The following is a 15,976-nucleotide window of genomic DNA, read 5'->3' as shown; positions in this document are numbered from 1 at the left end:
TCGCGGGGCCGCCAGCGAGGTCCATTGGAGCGAAGACCTCACCGCCGGAATCGCCATGGTCGCAGGCGTGCTCATGCACACTCAGTGCTGGCTCTTGTCATTGCCGCCCTCTTCCTTCGGGGCTGACCTTTCGGGCGATGCCGGCCGGGATGCCCTTGCAGCGGGAGCGGCATGCGATGCAGTTGCGTGCGGTGCAGTCACTCGCGCCTGTGCCACATGGCGTTCAGCCGGGGCGGCGTGATGCTGGGAGGCCACGGTAGACGACGTTGCAGCCTGTCGCACAGGTCGGGCAGCCGTTGCGGACGGCTCGGCATGTTGCGCCGGTCGCGCGGCAGCCAGGTCTGATGATCTTGGCTCGTTGGCTGCCGGAACATGGGCGGCACGTGATGGCTCCGCGTCGTTCGCCGAAGCGCCATGTCCATGGTCGGGCGAACCGGCGCCCGCGTCACGGCGATGGTCATCGCTTGCCGCGACAGGACGATAGTTGGGCGTTACCTGGCTCCAATGTTCTCGCTGGCTGTACCAAGGACGATTACGGTAATAGTCGTCCCAGTAGGTGCCAAACACGAAGGTGATGATGGGAATGCCGATCTGCACGCCATAGGCCGGGACGAGAACCCGCTGCCCCTGGTAATTTTCCTGCAGGTAACTGCCGGCGACCCAGCCGCGATTGCCTCCCGTGATGACATCGCACCACGACCAGCCATCGACACAACCCTGGATGGAAACCTCGGTGCCCGTACCCAGCACGATGACGCTGGGATAGCTGGTGTCCGGCCCGGCGCGCATATTCACTTGCCCCGTGACATAGCCATCGGCCGCCATGGCCGATGCGAATGCAACCATGGAGAAGCTCAGTGCAGTGATGGAAAGAATGCGTTTCATCGGCTTGCCCTCGTGATCTTGAGTAGCAGCTATACGCGGTTGACGCATTCATCACGGTGCGCTGGCGCGCACAGCCGCAGTGTCGCGGGTGGCTTGCCGATTTCAGCCGGAAGCGGCCCCATTGTGGCGGCCACGACTCATGACGTGGCGACGACACAACCCTCGCCGCCCTTGCGGGCAGCGAAGACTGTTTTCCCCGTGCCAATGGTCGTGACGGCTCTCCTTCAGATCTACGAAGCAGACGCCGCATCTCCCTCCCCCTCGTTGCCAACGAGGCATCTGGATCGCAGATGCTTCGATCCGCCATGCGTGCTTTGCTGAATGGAAGATACCGCTGTCACTCGCCCTGTACTGTTCGGCAACGAACGCTGGGCGATGATGCCGCGATTCGGGAAAGCTGAAAAACCTATGTGTGGTCGAGAACAGACGCCCATCCGGGCTTTTCGCACCATGACACGGGCTTCATTGCGCGCCGAGAAACGGATGTCTCAAGGCCCAATAGACTAAAGGAACAAGCTATTTCCCGCGTCCGACGCAACGTCGGCGCATCGTGTTATCCATGACGTGTGGCAATGCAACGGTAGATGTCCCCCTCATGCCAGGCAACCCCTATGTTCGACCGCTTGCTAGATCTGGCATCGCACGGCCTGCTCCATGCTGGGCTGGGCGTGATGCTTGTGTATCTGCTGGTGATGACCCAGCTCACCATACTCACCGTGACGCTGTACCTGCATCGTAGCCAGACCCATCGATCCGTCGATTTCCATCCCGCGCTCGCGCATGCGTTTCGGTTCTGGAGCTGGCTGACGACCGCGATGGTGACCCGGGATTGGGTCGCGGTGCATCGCAAGCACCATGCGTACGCGGATACCGGGCAAGACCCGCACAGTCCGTACATTGTCGGTATCCATTCGTTGCTCTGGCGGGGCACGGAGCTGTACACCGCGGCGCGCCAAGACCGCCAGCTGCTGGCGACCTATGGCCGCGGCACGCCGGATGACTGGATCGAGCGCCATCTCTATACACCGCACTGCAACTGGGGCCCCACCCTGCTGGCCGTCATCAGCCTTGCCCTGTTCGGTGTTGGCGGCATGGCGATATGGGCGGTGCAGATGATGTGGATTCCGTTTTGGGGCGCCGGCGTGGTCAATGGCATTGGCCACTGGTGGGGTTATCGCAACTTCGAAACACCAGACAAGTCGGCCAACATGATGCCTCTGGCGATCTGGGTGGGAGGCGAGGAGCTGCACAACAACCATCACGCCTTTCCGAGTTCGGCCAAGTTTTCGGTACGTCGCTTCGAGTTCGACGCCGGTTGGCTGGTGATCCAGACTCTCTCCTTGCTCGGGCTCGCACGCGTCAGGCGTATCGCCGTCGCCGAGCAGGCGCATATGGCCGCCGGAACGGCGCGCGCCGTGGCACTGTCCCCACGGGTGAAAGTGATGACGGAATTCTTCCGCAAGGTCACCTTGCCGGTCGTGCGCGATGAGGCCAGGCGCCAGGGCAGCCGCCACCCTAAGCTGGCGATACGCCTGCGTCGCGCACTGGCCGATGGCGGGCGCTGGCTTTCGGCGGACGAGCGCGAGCGTCTCAATGCCTGGATCGAGACTCAGCCATGCCTGCGCACCATTTGCCAGCTACGGGGCCAGCTTGCGGCGTTGATGGAGATGCGCAATGCGGAACGTGCGGCGGAGGCCCTTTCCCAATGGGTGCGCGCGGCCCAGGCCAGCGGCATTGGCGCGCTCCAACGGTTCGCCCTGTCCCTCAGCGAAAGCAGGGCCGTGCCGCGCGCTCCTCTTCGCCGCCTGGGCGAATGAACATCCCGCGCGTAGCAAGCATCCGTGGCGACCTCCATTCTTGTGCACGGTGCGGCGCGGCGCTGCGGCCGCTGCTTCGCTGGTACGTACGGCACATCGCCACGACGGCATGAAAACCAGGCGCAGTACGCCTGGAATTTGCCGTACCGACCACACACGAAAGCCCCCGGCGTCCCTGCCGGAGGCTTCGTGGTCTTGCCGCGCTTGGGATGGAGAGATGGGTGAAATCTCATCTGTCCTTCACACTAATCAGTGCTTTTTGTACTCGTCACGCGCCTTGCCTACGTCCTTCTGCAGCTTTCCCGCATCCTTTTCGAAACGACCAGCCGCCTCTTTGGCGGGATTGCCGGTCACCTTGCCTGCAGCTTCTTTCAGTGCGCCCTTGACCTCGTGCTTGGTGCCTTCGATTCGGTTCTTGTCCATGATGAACTCCTGTCGCCGGATTGCGACATCAATGACATCAACCAACCTACACCTTGACCGGCTGCGGCTCTGTACGTCGGCACACACATTGGAGTGACAGTCGCGCCGCGTGTTCCGCAAGGCGCCGGCGGGAATGGCCCCCGCAAGATCCCATCTCCGGCGAAACCGGGCATTCCAATGCTAAAATCCGCGAAAGAGCGCGATGAGGACAAGTATGGCCGCAGCTTCCGACCCGCGACAGAACCGGCTGCTTGCGGCCCTGCCCGATGCCGAATGGGTCCGTTGGGCACCGCATCTTGAGCCGGTCGACATGCCGCTCGGCAAAGTGCTCTACGAGTCCGGCAGCCGACTGAGCCATGTGTACTTTCCAACGACCTCGATCGTCTCGTTGCTCTACGTGATGGAAGACGGCGCCTCGGCCGAGATCGCCGTGGTCGGCAACGATGGCATCGTCGGCATCTCGCTGTTCATGGGCGGCCAGTCCACCACGAGCCGGGCACTGGTGCAAAGCGCCGGCCTGGGATTCCGGCTGAAGGCGGACCTGATGCTGCAGGAGTTCAACCGCGCCGGCCCGGCGCTTCACTTGTTGCTGCGCTACACCCAGGCGCTGATCACCCAGATGTCGCAGACGGCGGTATGCAATCGCCATCACTCGCTGGACCAACAATTGTGCCGCTGGCTGTTGCTGAGCCTCGACCGCCTGCATTCCAGGGAGCTGGTGATGACGCAGGAACTTATCGCCAACATGCTGGGCGTGCGTCGTGAAGGCGTTACCGAGGCGGCCGGCAACCTGCAGCAGGCCGGGCTGATCCGCTACCAGCGCGGGCACATCACCGTGCTGGATCGCGCCGGCCTCGAAAAACGCACCTGCGAATGCTATGCCGTGGTCAAGAAGGAATACGATCGCCTGCTGCCCGCGGAGACGGACTGAATACCGGCTGCATCGGAATGACCACGACACTTCAGAGCAGGTTCTCAAGCGGAAGCATGCGCAGGAAAAACACTTCGATGCGTCGCCCCTCGGTCGCACCAGGCTCGCGGCTGGCGTTGATATCCACCCCCTTGTCGCGATAGAGCCACCGCATCTGCCAGGGATACCCTGCCCCTACCGGCACCTGCTGCAACACGACGTGAAACGCGTTCTCCGGCAGGGTGGCCGTATTGAAGAATTGCTCGACAGCCTGCGCCAGGGGAGCCGAGTCGACGATAAGCCCCATCTCGGTATTGAGCAGCTTGGAGCGCTGATCCATGTTGAGCGAACCGATGAACACGTGCTCGCTGTCCACCACCATGGCCTTTGCATGAAGGCTGATGCCCGATGATCGCCCACGCGCCGTCATCGGCTGGGCCGCGCCTTGATCCGGCCGCAATTCGTAGAGGGCCACCCCACCCTCCAGCAACTGAACCCGATACCGCGCATAACCCGAATATGCTGCAGGCTCATCGTTCGACGCGAGCGAATTGGTAAGCACCTTCACCGGCACCCCGCGCCGGACAATGCCGGCAAGAAACTGCGAGCCGTCGTTGCCGGGCAAAAAATACGGCGATATCAACAGCACCTGGCGCTGTGCGCCCCCGATCATCGCCTTGAGCTTCGGACCAATGCGCAGGGACGGCACATCGCCTTCCATGTTGATTTTCTCCGGACTATCGGAAACCAGCTCGGCGCTGCCCCAGAACCACTCACCGCTCCGATCGGACGTGGCGCCATCAGGAAACGCCTCCAGGGCGGCTGCCGCATAATCGGACTGCGCGAACGATCTTGCATCCTTGGCCAGGGCGATCCTCAGCTTGGCCAGATCATCCTGTGTATCGCGGGCATCGCGAAAGGCCTCCACGGGATAGGCGGCATCGCAGTTCCAGTAGGCGTCGAACGCATGCGATGCCTGCGGCACTACCGGCCCGATCGCGATCAGGTCGACATCGCGGAAGTTGGTGTCATTGCTCGCGTCGAAGTAGTCATCGCCGATGTTTCGCCCGCCGATGATCGCCACCGTGCCGTCGACGATGAGGGACTTGTTGTGCATCCGGCGATTGAGTCGACGGCCTTCCACGATGAATTGGCTCATCTTCGAAAGCATCGACGGCGAGCGGGTACCGAAGGGGTTGAACAGCCGCACCTCGATGCCCGGGTGCGCGTCCAGCGCGCCCAGCATCCGGTCCTCGTTGGTCAGGTCCATCGCATCCAGCAGCATGCGCACGCGAACGCCGCGATCCGCCGCCGCCAGCAGATGTTGTGCCACCAGCCGCCCGGTCGCATCGTTCTTGAAGATGTAGTACTGCAGGTCGATCGAATGCCTGGCCTGGTCGATGATCGCAATACGGCTCATCAAGGCGTTGGAGCTACGGGTGAGAAGTCGAAAACCCGATACGCCGGAAGCATGCTGGCTCAGCTGGGCCCCGATATAACGTGCCGAAGCAGTGTCGGACACTTGGGGCAATCCGCTGCTGGGCTGCTTGACGAAGCCCTTTCGCAAGGACGAGCAACCTGCCAGCGCAAGCCCCACGGCCAGCACCGCTGGCAAGCAGGCAATGAATCTCGTGCGCAACATGCCGGCAACGAATCGGGGCCCCGGGGTCACGTACATGCGCCATAGGTCAGACGCCTGGAACGTTCCATCGAGGTGGCCCAAGCCATTCTTCAGGTTCGGTTCCGCCGTCCCATGAAGAAGGAAACCACGCACAGGATGAGGAATACGAAGAACAGGATCTTGGCAATGCCGTACGTGGCACCCGCGATGCCCGCAAAACCAAGGAAACCCGCAATCAGTGCGATGACCAGAAATACCAACGCGTAATACAACATGACGTCACTCCCAACGGTGATCAAGCGGCATCATCACATCGGCTCACGCCGGGAGCTGCCCTTGGGTGGATGGAAGTGCGCCATGCACACACACCCATCAGGCCATCGTGGATGACATTCACGATGGAATACACCCCGGAAGCCGTGTTTCGCAGGTACTGCCGTGGTGTTCAGCAGTCAATGTACCCGCTTGGCCTCGCCCGCTCGGTGCGCCATCGCACATCAGTCCCGGCATGGGCAAGGTCGCTGTGTGTCGCATCGTACATACAGCCGGCACGGGATACCCGATCATGCCTGCACGTACTCGCCGTCCCGGGCGCCGACCCTGGCGCCAAGCTCCAACAACGGGCGTTCGTACGGGACAGTACATCCACTGACCGGCGCTGCCACGCAAGTGGAACGGTCTGCATACTCCCAGCACGTCCCTGTCACCACTTGTGTGCGCTGTGGTTGTGGCAAGGCGAACACAGGACAAACATCATGAAACGCCATCTATTCGCACTGAGTTCGATCTTGATCGTCACGGCCCTGGCCGTTCATCCGGGCCAGGCTCGCGCCGAGCAGCCCGCCGACCTGGGCTGCAAGATGCAGTTCTCCCTTTCAACCTGGTCGCTGATCTACAAGCAGTCCGAGGGACACGGCGTGGTTACCTGCGCCAATGGCCAGTCCATGCACGTCAAGATCGTCGCCAAGGGCGGCGGCCTGACGGTTGGCAAGTCGCACATCGACAACGGAACGGGTCGCTTCACCGACGTGCATTCGATGTCGGAGATTCTCGGCGACTACGGTGATGCCGAGGCCCATGCCGGCGCCGGCAAGGCCAGCGAGGCGCAGGTGCTCACCAAGGGCGAGGTCTCCCTGGCCTTGTCCGGCACCGGCGAAGGCATCGATCTTGGTGTCGACGTCGGCGAGGTTACCCTCTCGCCGATAAAGTGACGGGGCGGCGGTTGGCGCCAGCAGCGGCGTCCGCCGACAACCCATCACGATAGTCCGAAGACCAAGGCGGCAACGGGCGGTCACGGCGACCCTCCGTTGCCGCTGTCGTTGGGTTCACGTGTGCCGCAGTGCCCATGCACATGGCACTCATCTTGATCAACGCGATGAACGCCCTGCCGCCGGTCGAGCCATGATCACGGCGCAAGCGCCGCTGGCAGACCCATCGTCTGGCCGGCGCCTGCATTCGCCCGGTTTCACCAAAAGTTGATCTCCATCAATTCGGATCCACGGATCGAGGACAACCTATCCTGTATTGAGTGATGCTCAAGCCATGGCGAGACGCTTGCCATCACGTCCAACAGTGGTGCCTTATCCGGAGGCTACGATGAAGGGCCCGTTGTCCAATCAGCTGCTGGAGCGCATGCATGCCTATTGGCGTGCGGCGAATTACCTTTCCGTCGGGCAAATCTACCTTCGCGACAATCCATTGCTTGAGGTGCCACTCAAGCTCGAACACATAAAGCCACGCCTGCTTGGCCACTGGGGGACGACTCCTGGCCTGAACCTGCTTTACGTTCATTTCAATCGTCTTATCAAGCAGCGCGACCTGGACATGATCTTTGTCACCGGCCCCGGCCATGGCGGCCCCGGCCTGGTGGCGCAAACCTATCTGGAAGGCTCGTATACCGAGCGTTACCCGGCCATCGAACGCAGCCGTAACGGGCTTTCGCGGCTGTTCCGGCAGTTTTCCTGGCCGTATGGCGTACCCAGCCATGTGTCGCCGGACACGCCGGGGTCCATCCATGAGGGCGGCGAACTCGGCTATTCACTGGCGCATGCGTATGGCGCCGCGTTCGACAACCCCGAGCTGATCGTCGCCTGCGTTATCGGCGATGGCGAAGCCGAGACCGGCGCGCTGGCCACCAGCTGGCATTCCAACAAATTCCTCAATCCGGCGCGGGATGGGGTGGTGCTGCCCATTCTTCACCTCAATGGCTTCAAGATCGCCAACCCGACGGTACTGGCACGCATCGGTGACCGCGAACTGTTCGAGCTGATGCGCGGCTATGGATACGACCCGCACCTCGTCGAGGGCAGCGATCCGGCCGTGGTGCATCAGTTGCTTGCCGGAACGCTCGACGTGGTGATGGACAAGATCGACCGCATCAAGCGCCAGGCACGCGCGCATGCCGATGCGGACGACATCGAGCGGCCCAGCTGGCCCATGATCATCCTGCGCACGCCCAAGGGATGGACCGGTCCAAAAATCGTGGACGGCAAGCCTGTCGAAGGCACCTGGCGCGCGCACCAGGTGCCGATCGCCAACTTTGAAAATCCGGAGCACCTGAAGCAGCTTGAGGATTGGCTGAAAAGCTACCGACCGGAGGAATTGTTCGACGCCACCGGACAGCTGCACGAAGACATCGCCGCACTCGCGCCCACCGGCCATCGCCGCATGGGCTCAAACCCGCATGCCAATGGAGGCGAGCTGCTGCGGCCGCTGGTGATGCCGCACGTATTCCAGCACGCGGTTGCGGTGCCGTCGCCGGGCAGCGTCAGCGCGGAGTCGACGCGGGTGCTTGGCCAGTTTCTGCGCGAGGTGATGCGATTCAATCTGGATACGGCGAACTTCCGGCTGTTTGGTCCCGACGAAACGGCATCGAACCGGCTGGAGGCGGTCTACGAGGTATCCGGCAAGGAGTGGATGGCGAGAACGGAGGCCGTCGATATCGATCTCAGCCCGAATGGCCGGGTCATGGAGGTGTTGAGCGAGCACCTGTGCGAGGGCTGGCTCGAAGGCTATCTGCTCACCGGACGCCATGGCCTGTTCTCATGTTATGAGGCCTTCATCCATATCATCGATTCGATGTTCAACCAGCACGCCAAATGGCTCAAGGTGAGTCGAGCGATCCCCTGGCGCAAGCCCATCGCATCGTTGAACTACCTGCTCACCTCCCACGTGTGGCGCCAGGATCACAACGGGTTCTCGCACCAGGACCCCGGCTTCATCGACCATGTGGCCAACAAGAAGGCCGATGTCGTCCGCATCTATCTCCCGCCCGACGCCAACTGTCTTCTCTCCGTCGCCGATCATTGCCTGCGCAGCCGCAACTACATCAACCTGATCGTCGCGGGCAAACAGCCCGAATGGCAGTGGCTCGACATGGATGCGGCCGTGCGCCACTGCGCCGCGGGCGCCGGCATATGGGACTGGGCCAGCAACGACGAGGGGAATCCCGACGTGGTCATGGCCTGCGCCGGGGACGTACCGACCCTGGAGACGCTGGCCGCGGTGACGTTGCTGAGAAGCTACATCCCGGACATCCGCATTCGCGTCGTCAACGTGGTCGACCTGATGGTGTTGCAGCCACCCTCCGAGCACCCGCATGGGCTGCAGGACCAGGATTTCGATGAATTGTTCACCACGGACAGGCCCGTCATCTTCGCCTTCCATGGCTATCCCACGCTCATACACAAGCTGACCTACCGCCGCCGGAATCACCACCAGTTCCATGTGCGGGGCTACAAAGACGAAGGCACCACGACCACGCCGTTCGACATGGTGGTGCTGAATAACCTCGATCGCTATCAACTGGCACTCGATGTCATCCAGCGTACCCCGCGGCTGCAGGCCCATGCCAAGGATGCCGCGGAGCGCTATTGGTCGATCATGGAACGGCACAAGCTCTATATCAGCGAACACGGCGAAGACATGCCGGAAGTTCGTGATTGGCGGTGGACGTTGTGATAACGGTGCGGATTTCCTGCTCAGGCCGCGTCGGTGGGAGATCGCACCACCAGGCCGCTGATCGGTTCAACCGTCGTGATGTCATCGCGAATACGGATGACCCCTGGCGTATTTTCGACGAGAACGCGTAGCGCATCGCGCATGGCCTCGCTGGTGACGATGCCACTCAGGTCAACCACTCCCCGATCCACCTTGATGCCCACCGTGGCTCGCGGATTCCAGGGCTGCCGGTCGATCTCCCTGTCGATGCGCTGCCGGATGACGTCATCCGATACCCCTTGGGCGATATCTGGTTCGAGGGACGTAGCCAGGAACGTTCGCAGCAGATCGGCCCGGCTGATGATGCCCACGAGCCGGCCATGATCCAATACCGGCAGGCGCTTGATATGCCTGCCCTCCATCAGGGTCACGGCCTCCTTCAGCGGCATCGACTTGTCGATCGACACCACGTCGGCGGTCATGACTTCCTCGACCCGTCGCCCATGGGTGTCGACATATTCCTGGGCCAGACGCCCCGGGCCGAGAATGAACTCGAGCCAATGCGGGTGCTTGCGCTCCGTGCCAAGCTCGGCCCGCCGCATGAGGTCGCCCTCGGTGAGCATGCCGACCAGGTGGCCTTGCCGGTCGACGACGGGGAGCCCGCTCAGGTGGTTATCCAGCATCAGCCGCATGGCAAAGGTGACCGAATCGTCGACGAAGACGGTTTTTACGCCACCTGACATTGCATCGCTTACTTTCATGGTCCGTCCCTCCGGAAAGATTTGAGTATCTGCCCGGGCGGCCTCTGCGGATTGATTTTCGTCAATGCCATCCACCATCGGCTGCCTGTTGGAAGCCCACCGCATGGCTTACTCCTTGTTGACGCATATCAGCATGGCGCCCCTATGAGGGGTTAGCGTGTTTTGCGGCCGCGCGCGGCCGGCGAGCGCTGCATTTCCCAGCCCCTGCGGAGACGGACGATGTGCGACATCCTGGTTAACTGTGAGAGCTTCAAGCACTGGTCGCCCGCGGTTGACTACGCCGCGCGGCTCGCCGCCACCGTGGAGGCGGCGTTGACCGGGATCTTCGTCTGCCCATCGCCAAGCTCGTTGGTCACGCCTTATGAGGCGCCAGAGCTGATCACGGAACTGATGGAGGCATCACGCGAACTTGAAGAGCATGCCAGTCGCGCGGAAGCCTCGTTCCTGGCCTTTGCGCATGAGCGTGGCGTCACCAGGGCCGCTTGGCAGATGGCGGAAGAGAACGTGCCAAGGGCGCTGGAGCTGGCGGGAAACTGGCACGACCTGCTGGTGCTCGGGCGCGGCACGCAGGGCTCCTGGGGCCTGCCGTCGGCCGTGGGCAGTCTCGTACTGGGCACCCACATGCCATGCATCGTGGTACCGCCCGAGGGTGCCACGTCGACGCTGGATCGTGTCGCCGTGGCGTGGAATGGATCATCCGAAGCCATCGGGGCCATCCACGCCGCCCTGCCCCTGCTGGCCAGGGCGCGCCAGGTCGTCGTACTTCATGGACAACAGAGGCCATCGGCCAGCATGTCCGCCTGGAAGCCGCCGTTTGATCTATCGAACTATCTGGCCAGGCACGCCATCCGGCACGAGTTCCTCATGCTGTCGGAGCCGGACGAGCTGATCGGCGGCGCATTGCTGAACGCCGCCGCCGACGTCGAGGCCAACCTGTTGGTGATGGGCGCCTACGGGCACACCCGTTTCAGCGAATGGATACTCGGCGGCGCCACGCGCACGGCGCTGGAAAAGGCGGCGATCCCGGTACTCATGCGGCACTGACCTGTCAGCCGCGGAAGATATCGAACGGCTCGATCTTGATGACCCTGCGGATGCCGATGTAGCTGGAGATGGCGGCAATCAACAGCACCATGGCAAAGGCCATCCCCAGGTTGGCGAACGTGATGATCGCGGCGTAATCCGGCAGGCGCAGGCGCGCCACGGCGATCAGCAGCGTGCACAAGCCCACGCCCAGTCCATAGCCCGCCAAGCTGGTGAAGGTCACCTGGAACAGGATCATGTACACCAGCTCGCGCCCCTTGGCGCCGATCGCCTTGAGCGCACCGAACTTGTCGAGATTCTCGAGGATGAACGTGTAGAAGGTCTGCGCCGAGATCGATAGACCCACGATGAAGCTGATGATGGTCATCAGCATGATGTTGGTGCCGATGCCGGTCTGGTACTTGTAGAAATCGGCGATGCGATCGTCGAACTCCTCGTTGGTCAGCGCCAGGTAACCGAGCTTTGCCACGGCCGCCTTGATCAAGGCGACATCGCTGGCCTTCTTGGGCTCGACCAGTATGTACGACAGGGTGAAGCGGCTGTTGGGTATGTACTGGATCGCGCGGCTGTAGGTGGTGTAGAGCGTGGGGACGCCGAACAAGCCGAACGAGTTGACCTTGGCCACGCCCACGATCACGCCGCGGAAATCGTTGAGCTCGAACTCCGTGCCGATCTGCGGATTGTCGAGCTTCGGGTATTCGGCATCGTCGACGACGATAAACGCATTGTCCGCGTAGATATTGTCGATATCGCCCTTCTCCAGCGCCGGCCGGCCGACCAGGCTGGTGTCGTCCAGGCCGAGCACGCTGACCGACTGGTACACGCCATTGTTGAGCTTGACCAGCGCCCCGCCCGAATAGAGCGGCGCCGCATAGCGGACGCCATCGATGCTGCGGATGGCGTCGAGCAGGTAATCGGGCATGGGGATGGTATTGGCAACCGTCTGGACGGCGGGATCCATGACCCAGATGCTCGCTCCGATATTGGCCACCGTGGAAGACGATCGCGACAGGATGCCGGCGAACATCGAGGTCATCTGCACCATCAGGAAGGCGGCGAACGTCACGCCGATCAACAAGGCGGCGAACTTCCCCTTGTCGTTGACCAGCAGCTTGTAGGCAAGACGAAGTATGCCGGGCAGCTTCATGGGGAACTCCCCGCCGCTTTCGCCATGTCGCTCGCCGGCGGCGCATTCCACCAGCCACCGCCCAGGGCGACGTACAACCCCACCGTGTCCTGGTAGCGCTGCGCCATCGCCTGCACGTAAGCCATGCGCGACTGCTGGTATTGCTGGTCGGCGCTGAGTACGTCGAGATATCCGGCGAGGCCGGCGGCATAGTTGGCCTGCGTGAGCTTCAACGCCTCCTGGGCGGCCTGCATGGCCTCGTTCTGGGCGCTGAGTTCAAGGGCATCGTGCTCCAGGGCCTTCAAGGTATCGGCAACTTGCTCGAATGCGCCAAGCACCGTCTGGCGGTAATCGCTGAGCGACTTGCTGTAGCCCTCCATGGCGGCCTTGCGGTTGAACCAGGCGGTGCCGCCCTGGAATGCCGGCCAATCGCCCGACACGCCCGCGCTCCAGAATTTGCTTTGCGCCTGGGACAGGGAACTGACCGTATTGCCATTCGTGCCATAGCTGCCACTGAGGCTGAAGCTGGGAAACAGCGCTGCGGTGGCCACGCCGACATTGGCGTTGGCGACATGCAGCTGCGCTTCGGCCGCAAGAATGTCGGGGCGCTGCCGCACCAGCGCCGAGGGCAGGCTGAGCGGCAAGTCGCCGGGAAGATGCAGGTCGTCCAGGCGAAATCCAGGCGCGCTCTCCTGCGCTGTCGTATGACCCAGCAACGCGGAAAGCATATGGTCCGCCTGGTCGCGATGCTGTTCCAGCGCCGGCAGCGCGGCCTCGGTCGTTGCCAGCGCGCTGCGCACCGACTCCACCGCCGAGTACGGCACCGTGCCCGCATCGGCGCGCGTTCGCGTGATGCCCAGTTGATCGCGCTGCAGGGCGATCAGGTCCTGCGTAATCTCCATCTGCTCGGCATAAGCTTCCCGCGCAACGGCGGTGTTGACCACGTTGCCCGTCAGCGTGATGTCGGCGGCCAATAGCGTATAGCGCTGATAATCCATGCTGGCCCGCAGCCCTTCCACAGTGCGCCGCTGGGCCCCGAACAGATCCAGCGCATAGCTGATCGTCGGCCCCAGCGTAAACAAGTTGAAGATGCTGCCTGCCCCGCTGAGCCCCAGCCGCGACAACGTTTCACGCTGGCGCGTCGCGCTGACGCCCAGGCCAACCTGGGGAAAGAAAACCCCGTAGCCGGCGCGCAGGTTGTCCTGGCTTTCGCGCAAGGTCGCCTCGGCACCTTGAATGCCAGGGTTGTTCGCCAGCGCCGTGTCGACCATCGTATCGATCGAGGGCGATCCGAACAAACGCCACCAGTCGGCTGACAGCGTCGCGTGTACGTCGAGCTGCTGGGCCTGCCCCAGCGCATCGAGCTTGCCTGGCTGGCTGGATGCCGGCACATAGGTCGTATCGCCGGGCGCCGCCGGCCGCACGAAGTCAGGCCCCGCGGCGCAGGCGCTCAACAGCGCGGTTGCCAGCCACAGCCAGCGGCTACTTCTCGCCCACATACACATCCACCAGTTCCCCGGGATAGATCCGCGAGTTGGAGGGATTCTTGAAACGGAAAATGACCGGCAATACGCGAAGGTCCACGCGCTCCTGGCGCTGGTCGGCCAGCTCGATCTTGGGCGTGACGTACGGCTGCGTGCGCACGAACTCCAGGGGAATCTTCAGGTCGGTGCCGCGGACGGACATCTGCGCGCGCATGTGCTCGGGTGCGGGCAGCCGGCTGACCAGGATCTCGTCGATATAGCAGCGAACGGCGAAGTAATCCTGCGAGGCTCCCATGACCACCACGGGATTGAACGCCTGGGTATAGCTGTCATAGACGCCCTGCGTCGAAACGAAGCTGCCCACCGCCGTGTTGACGGCCAGCACCACGCCATCGGTGGTGGCGGCGACGGCATATTTGTCGAGCAGCGCGCTCGATGCCTTGTACGATTCCACCAGCGCGTTGTATTGCATCTGCTGGTTGTTGATGTCGTATACCCAGGCGCCGGCCCGGGTCAGGTCATATTGCCGGGTCGCCACCTGCAGGTTGGCGTCGGCCGCCAACAACGCGTTATGCGCACTGTCCAGGGCATCGCGGCTTACCGAGCGCGGGTCGGTATCGAATGAGCGCTTCTGCTTGTCAAACTCATCGGCCGCCGTTTTTCGATTGGCCTGGGCAAGCAGCACCTGTGCCTTGGCCACATCGAGCGTCTCCTTGCGCGGCATCGACTGGAGTTCCTGCAGCGTGGCAAGGGCCGCCGCGGCCTGCTGTTGCTGCTGCGCCACGGTGGCGCGCTGCACGGAGTCGTCGATCTGCAGCAGGGGCGTTCCGGCTTTGACCGAGGCGCCTTCGTGCACCAGCACGCGCGCCACCTTGCCGGCCACCTCGGGATAGATGTTGATGTTCTCGCCGCTGGCGAGGTAGCTCTCCACGATGCCGTTGGCATAGATGCCATGCTCGTAGGGATTGGTGGCCGGCGTGAACTCCGGCGGCATGGCCTTCTTCGGAAGGCTGGAAACCACTGCGCTGGCTACCGCTAGCAGCGCTCCCAGGGCGGCCAGCCCAAACACATAGCGGGTCTTCATGCGTGACCCTCCTCGAAGCCGGTGACCTTGCCATCTTCCATGTGCATGATGCGGTCGGCGAACTCGAAGATGCGCGCATCGTGGGTAACGATAAGGATGCATCGCTCGGGGCTCAGGACTTTTTCCCGAATGAACTGAAGAATCTTCCTGCCCGTATCGCCGTCGAGCGATGCCGTGGGCTCATCCAGGATCAGAATGTCCGGCCGGCTGACCAGCGCCCTGGCAATGGCAACCCTTTGCTGCTCGCCGCCGCTGAGCTTTACCGGTGGCAGGTCGGCACGATCTCCCAGCCCCACCACTTCAAGATCACTCCGGCCTTCGACAACCGCCTTGTCCCAGTTCTGGTGCTTGAGAATGAGCGGAATGGCGACGTTCTCCGCCGTGGTCAGGCGCGGAAACAGGTGGAAGTCCTGGAACACGAAGCCAATGGTGTTGAGCCTGAAATCCGCCAGCGCATCGGCGCTGAGGGTCCACAGATCGGTGTCCTTGACCAGCACGCTTCCCGAGTTGGGACGCAGGATGCCGGAGATCATGCTCAGCAGCGTGGTCTTTCCGCTTCCCGAAGGGCCTACGATCATCAGCATCTTGCCGAACTCGACCTCGAAGCTCGCCCCATTCACTGCCATGGTCATGGCAGACCCTTCCCCGAAAGACTTGGTCAAGTCCTTGGCACTGATGGCTGTTCGGCTCATGTGTCGAGGCTATCGAGGGGTTTCCGGGCGATGTTGACGCCCGTCAATCAATGCGCCGTTCGTTTGCCACTAATGCCGCAAGAATTCACGACCGGCGCAATTAAGTCCCCTCCCCCGATGTTCACCGGCCCGGGCTGGATGTATCTTGCATCGGTGCTCGCGCGATGCCCCTGGAGCCAGCCGAGCGGGA

The 15,976-nt window shown here is 62.6% G+C and carries 14 protein-coding genes; 5 read left to right on the top strand and 9 right to left on the bottom strand.

What is annotated here, in order from left to right; genetic code table 11:
• Positions 1 to 81: 81 nt before the first annotated feature.
• Entirely contained in the window at positions 82 to 885 is an 804-nt protein-coding gene (locus tag MJ606_RS06890; protein ID WP_243048710.1) for an SH3 domain-containing protein, read from the bottom strand.
• 611 nt (positions 886 to 1,496) lie between these two features.
• Here MJ606_RS06890 and MJ606_RS06885 point away from each other — a divergent pair.
• On the top strand, positions 1,497 to 2,702 hold the full coding sequence (locus MJ606_RS06885) for a fatty acid desaturase (RefSeq protein WP_243048709.1): 1,206 nt from the start codon (positions 1,497 to 1,499) through the stop codon (positions 2,700 to 2,702).
• A 249-nt stretch (positions 2,703 to 2,951) separates the two neighbouring features.
• On the opposite strand, the gene MJ606_RS06880 is transcribed toward MJ606_RS06885, so the two are convergent.
• Positions 2,952 to 3,125 carry a CsbD family protein gene (locus MJ606_RS06880; RefSeq protein WP_243048708.1) on the bottom strand — a complete coding sequence of 58 codons (174 nt, stop codon included), beginning with the start codon at positions 3,123 to 3,125 and terminating at the stop codon, positions 2,952 to 2,954.
• Positions 3,126 to 3,339: 214 nt separating this feature from the next.
• On the opposite strand from MJ606_RS06880, the gene MJ606_RS06875 reads away from it, so the two are divergent.
• Positions 3,340 to 4,056, top strand: coding sequence for a Crp/Fnr family transcriptional regulator (locus tag MJ606_RS06875; RefSeq protein ID WP_243048707.1), 717 nt, complete (start codon positions 3,340 to 3,342; stop codon positions 4,054 to 4,056).
• A gap of 31 nt (positions 4,057 to 4,087) precedes the next feature.
• Here MJ606_RS06875 and MJ606_RS06870 read toward each other — a convergent pair whose 3' ends face one another.
• Together MJ606_RS06870 and MJ606_RS06865 are read right to left on the bottom strand one after the other, a co-directional pair.
• On the bottom strand, positions 4,088 to 5,758 hold the full coding sequence (locus tag MJ606_RS06870; RefSeq protein WP_343214801.1) for a phospholipase D family protein: 1,671 nt from the start codon (positions 5,756 to 5,758) through the stop codon (positions 4,088 to 4,090).
• 8 nt (positions 5,759 to 5,766) lie between these two features.
• A complete protein-coding gene (locus MJ606_RS06865; RefSeq protein ID WP_243048706.1) occupies positions 5,767 to 5,931 on the bottom strand; it encodes a DUF1328 domain-containing protein in 165 nt (54 codons plus the stop codon).
• 480 nt (positions 5,932 to 6,411) lie between these two features.
• On the opposite strand from MJ606_RS06865, the gene MJ606_RS06860 reads away from it, so the two are divergent.
• The gene (locus MJ606_RS06860; RefSeq protein WP_243048705.1) at positions 6,412 to 6,867 is read left to right on the top strand and encodes a hypothetical protein; all 456 of its coding nucleotides are present in this window, start codon (positions 6,412 to 6,414) and stop codon (positions 6,865 to 6,867) included.
• A 385-nt stretch (positions 6,868 to 7,252) separates the two neighbouring features.
• Positions 7,253 to 9,616, top strand: a complete 2,364-nt coding sequence (locus MJ606_RS06855; protein WP_243048704.1) for a phosphoketolase family protein — start codon at positions 7,253 to 7,255, stop codon at positions 9,614 to 9,616.
• Positions 9,617 to 9,636: 20 nt separating this feature from the next.
• Here MJ606_RS06855 and MJ606_RS06850 read toward each other — a convergent pair whose 3' ends face one another.
• The gene (locus tag MJ606_RS06850; protein WP_243048703.1) at positions 9,637 to 10,461 is read right to left on the bottom strand and encodes a CBS domain-containing protein; all 825 of its coding nucleotides are present in this window, start codon (positions 10,459 to 10,461) and stop codon (positions 9,637 to 9,639) included.
• Between the two features lie 114 nt (positions 10,462 to 10,575).
• Here MJ606_RS06850 and MJ606_RS06845 point away from each other — a divergent pair, with 114 nt between their 5' ends.
• Positions 10,576 to 11,400 (top strand): universal stress protein, encoded by an 825-nt coding sequence (locus MJ606_RS06845; RefSeq protein ID WP_243048702.1) that lies wholly within the window; start codon positions 10,576 to 10,578, stop codon positions 11,398 to 11,400.
• A 4-nt stretch (positions 11,401 to 11,404) separates the two neighbouring features.
• On the opposite strand, the gene MJ606_RS06840 is transcribed toward MJ606_RS06845, so the two are convergent.
• The 4 genes from MJ606_RS06840 to MJ606_RS06825 are packed head-to-tail and all read right to left on the bottom strand — an operon-like array spanning position 11,405 to position 15,786.
• Positions 11,405 to 12,547, bottom strand: coding sequence for an ABC transporter permease (locus MJ606_RS06840; protein ID WP_243048701.1), 1,143 nt, complete (start codon positions 12,545 to 12,547; stop codon positions 11,405 to 11,407).
• Positions 12,544 to 14,025, bottom strand: coding sequence for an efflux transporter outer membrane subunit (locus MJ606_RS06835; protein ID WP_243048700.1), 1,482 nt, complete (start codon positions 14,023 to 14,025; stop codon positions 12,544 to 12,546). Before MJ606_RS06835 ends, MJ606_RS06840 begins: the two co-directional genes overlap by 4 nt.
• Positions 14,009 to 15,094, bottom strand: a complete 1,086-nt coding sequence (locus MJ606_RS06830) for a biotin/lipoyl-binding protein (protein ID WP_243048699.1) — start codon at positions 15,092 to 15,094, stop codon at positions 14,009 to 14,011. Before MJ606_RS06830 ends, MJ606_RS06835 begins: the two co-directional genes overlap by 17 nt.
• Entirely contained in the window at positions 15,091 to 15,786 is a 696-nt protein-coding gene (locus MJ606_RS06825; RefSeq protein ID WP_243048698.1) for an ABC transporter ATP-binding protein, read from the bottom strand. The genes MJ606_RS06830 and MJ606_RS06825 overlap by 4 nt, the downstream gene beginning before the upstream one ends.
• Positions 15,787 to 15,976: the final 190 nt, after the last annotated feature.

Origin of the sequence: Dyella sp. RRB7, assembly GCF_022761115.1 — a bacterium.
Lineage (GTDB): Bacteria > Pseudomonadota > Gammaproteobacteria > Xanthomonadales > Rhodanobacteraceae > Dyella.
This window is presented reverse-complemented; position numbering and strand designations above follow the sequence as displayed.

Bases quoted from the DNA above. Each gene is read 5' to 3' on its own strand.
- MJ606_RS06890 (WP_243048710.1), bottom strand. From the start codon at position 885: ATGAAACGCATTCTTTCCATCACTGCACTGAGCTTCTCCATGGTTGCA.
- MJ606_RS06885 (WP_243048709.1), top strand. From the start codon at position 1,497: ATGTTCGACCGCTTGCTAGATCTGGCATCGCACGGCCTGCTCCATGCT.
- MJ606_RS06880 (WP_243048708.1), bottom strand. From the start codon at position 3,125: ATGGACAAGAACCGAATCGAAGGCACCAAGCACGAGGTCAAGGGCGCA.
- MJ606_RS06875 (WP_243048707.1), top strand. From the start codon at position 3,340: ATGGCCGCAGCTTCCGACCCGCGACAGAACCGGCTGCTTGCGGCCCTG.
- MJ606_RS06865 (WP_243048706.1), bottom strand. From the start codon at position 5,931: ATGTTGTATTACGCGTTGGTATTTCTGGTCATCGCACTGATTGCGGGT.
- MJ606_RS06860 (WP_243048705.1), top strand. From the start codon at position 6,412: ATGAAACGCCATCTATTCGCACTGAGTTCGATCTTGATCGTCACGGCC.
- MJ606_RS06855 (WP_243048704.1), top strand. From the start codon at position 7,253: ATGAAGGGCCCGTTGTCCAATCAGCTGCTGGAGCGCATGCATGCCTAT.
- MJ606_RS06850 (WP_243048703.1), bottom strand. From the start codon at position 10,461: ATGCGGTGGGCTTCCAACAGGCAGCCGATGGTGGATGGCATTGACGAA.
- MJ606_RS06845 (WP_243048702.1), top strand. From the start codon at position 10,576: ATGTGCGACATCCTGGTTAACTGTGAGAGCTTCAAGCACTGGTCGCCC.
- MJ606_RS06840 (WP_243048701.1), bottom strand. From the start codon at position 12,547: ATGAAGCTGCCCGGCATACTTCGTCTTGCCTACAAGCTGCTGGTCAAC.
- MJ606_RS06835 (WP_243048700.1), bottom strand. From the start codon at position 14,025: ATGTGGGCGAGAAGTAGCCGCTGGCTGTGGCTGGCAACCGCGCTGTTG.
- MJ606_RS06830 (WP_243048699.1), bottom strand. From the start codon at position 15,094: ATGAAGACCCGCTATGTGTTTGGGCTGGCCGCCCTGGGAGCGCTGCTA.
- MJ606_RS06825 (WP_243048698.1), bottom strand. From the start codon at position 15,786: ATGAGCCGAACAGCCATCAGTGCCAAGGACTTGACCAAGTCTTTCGGG.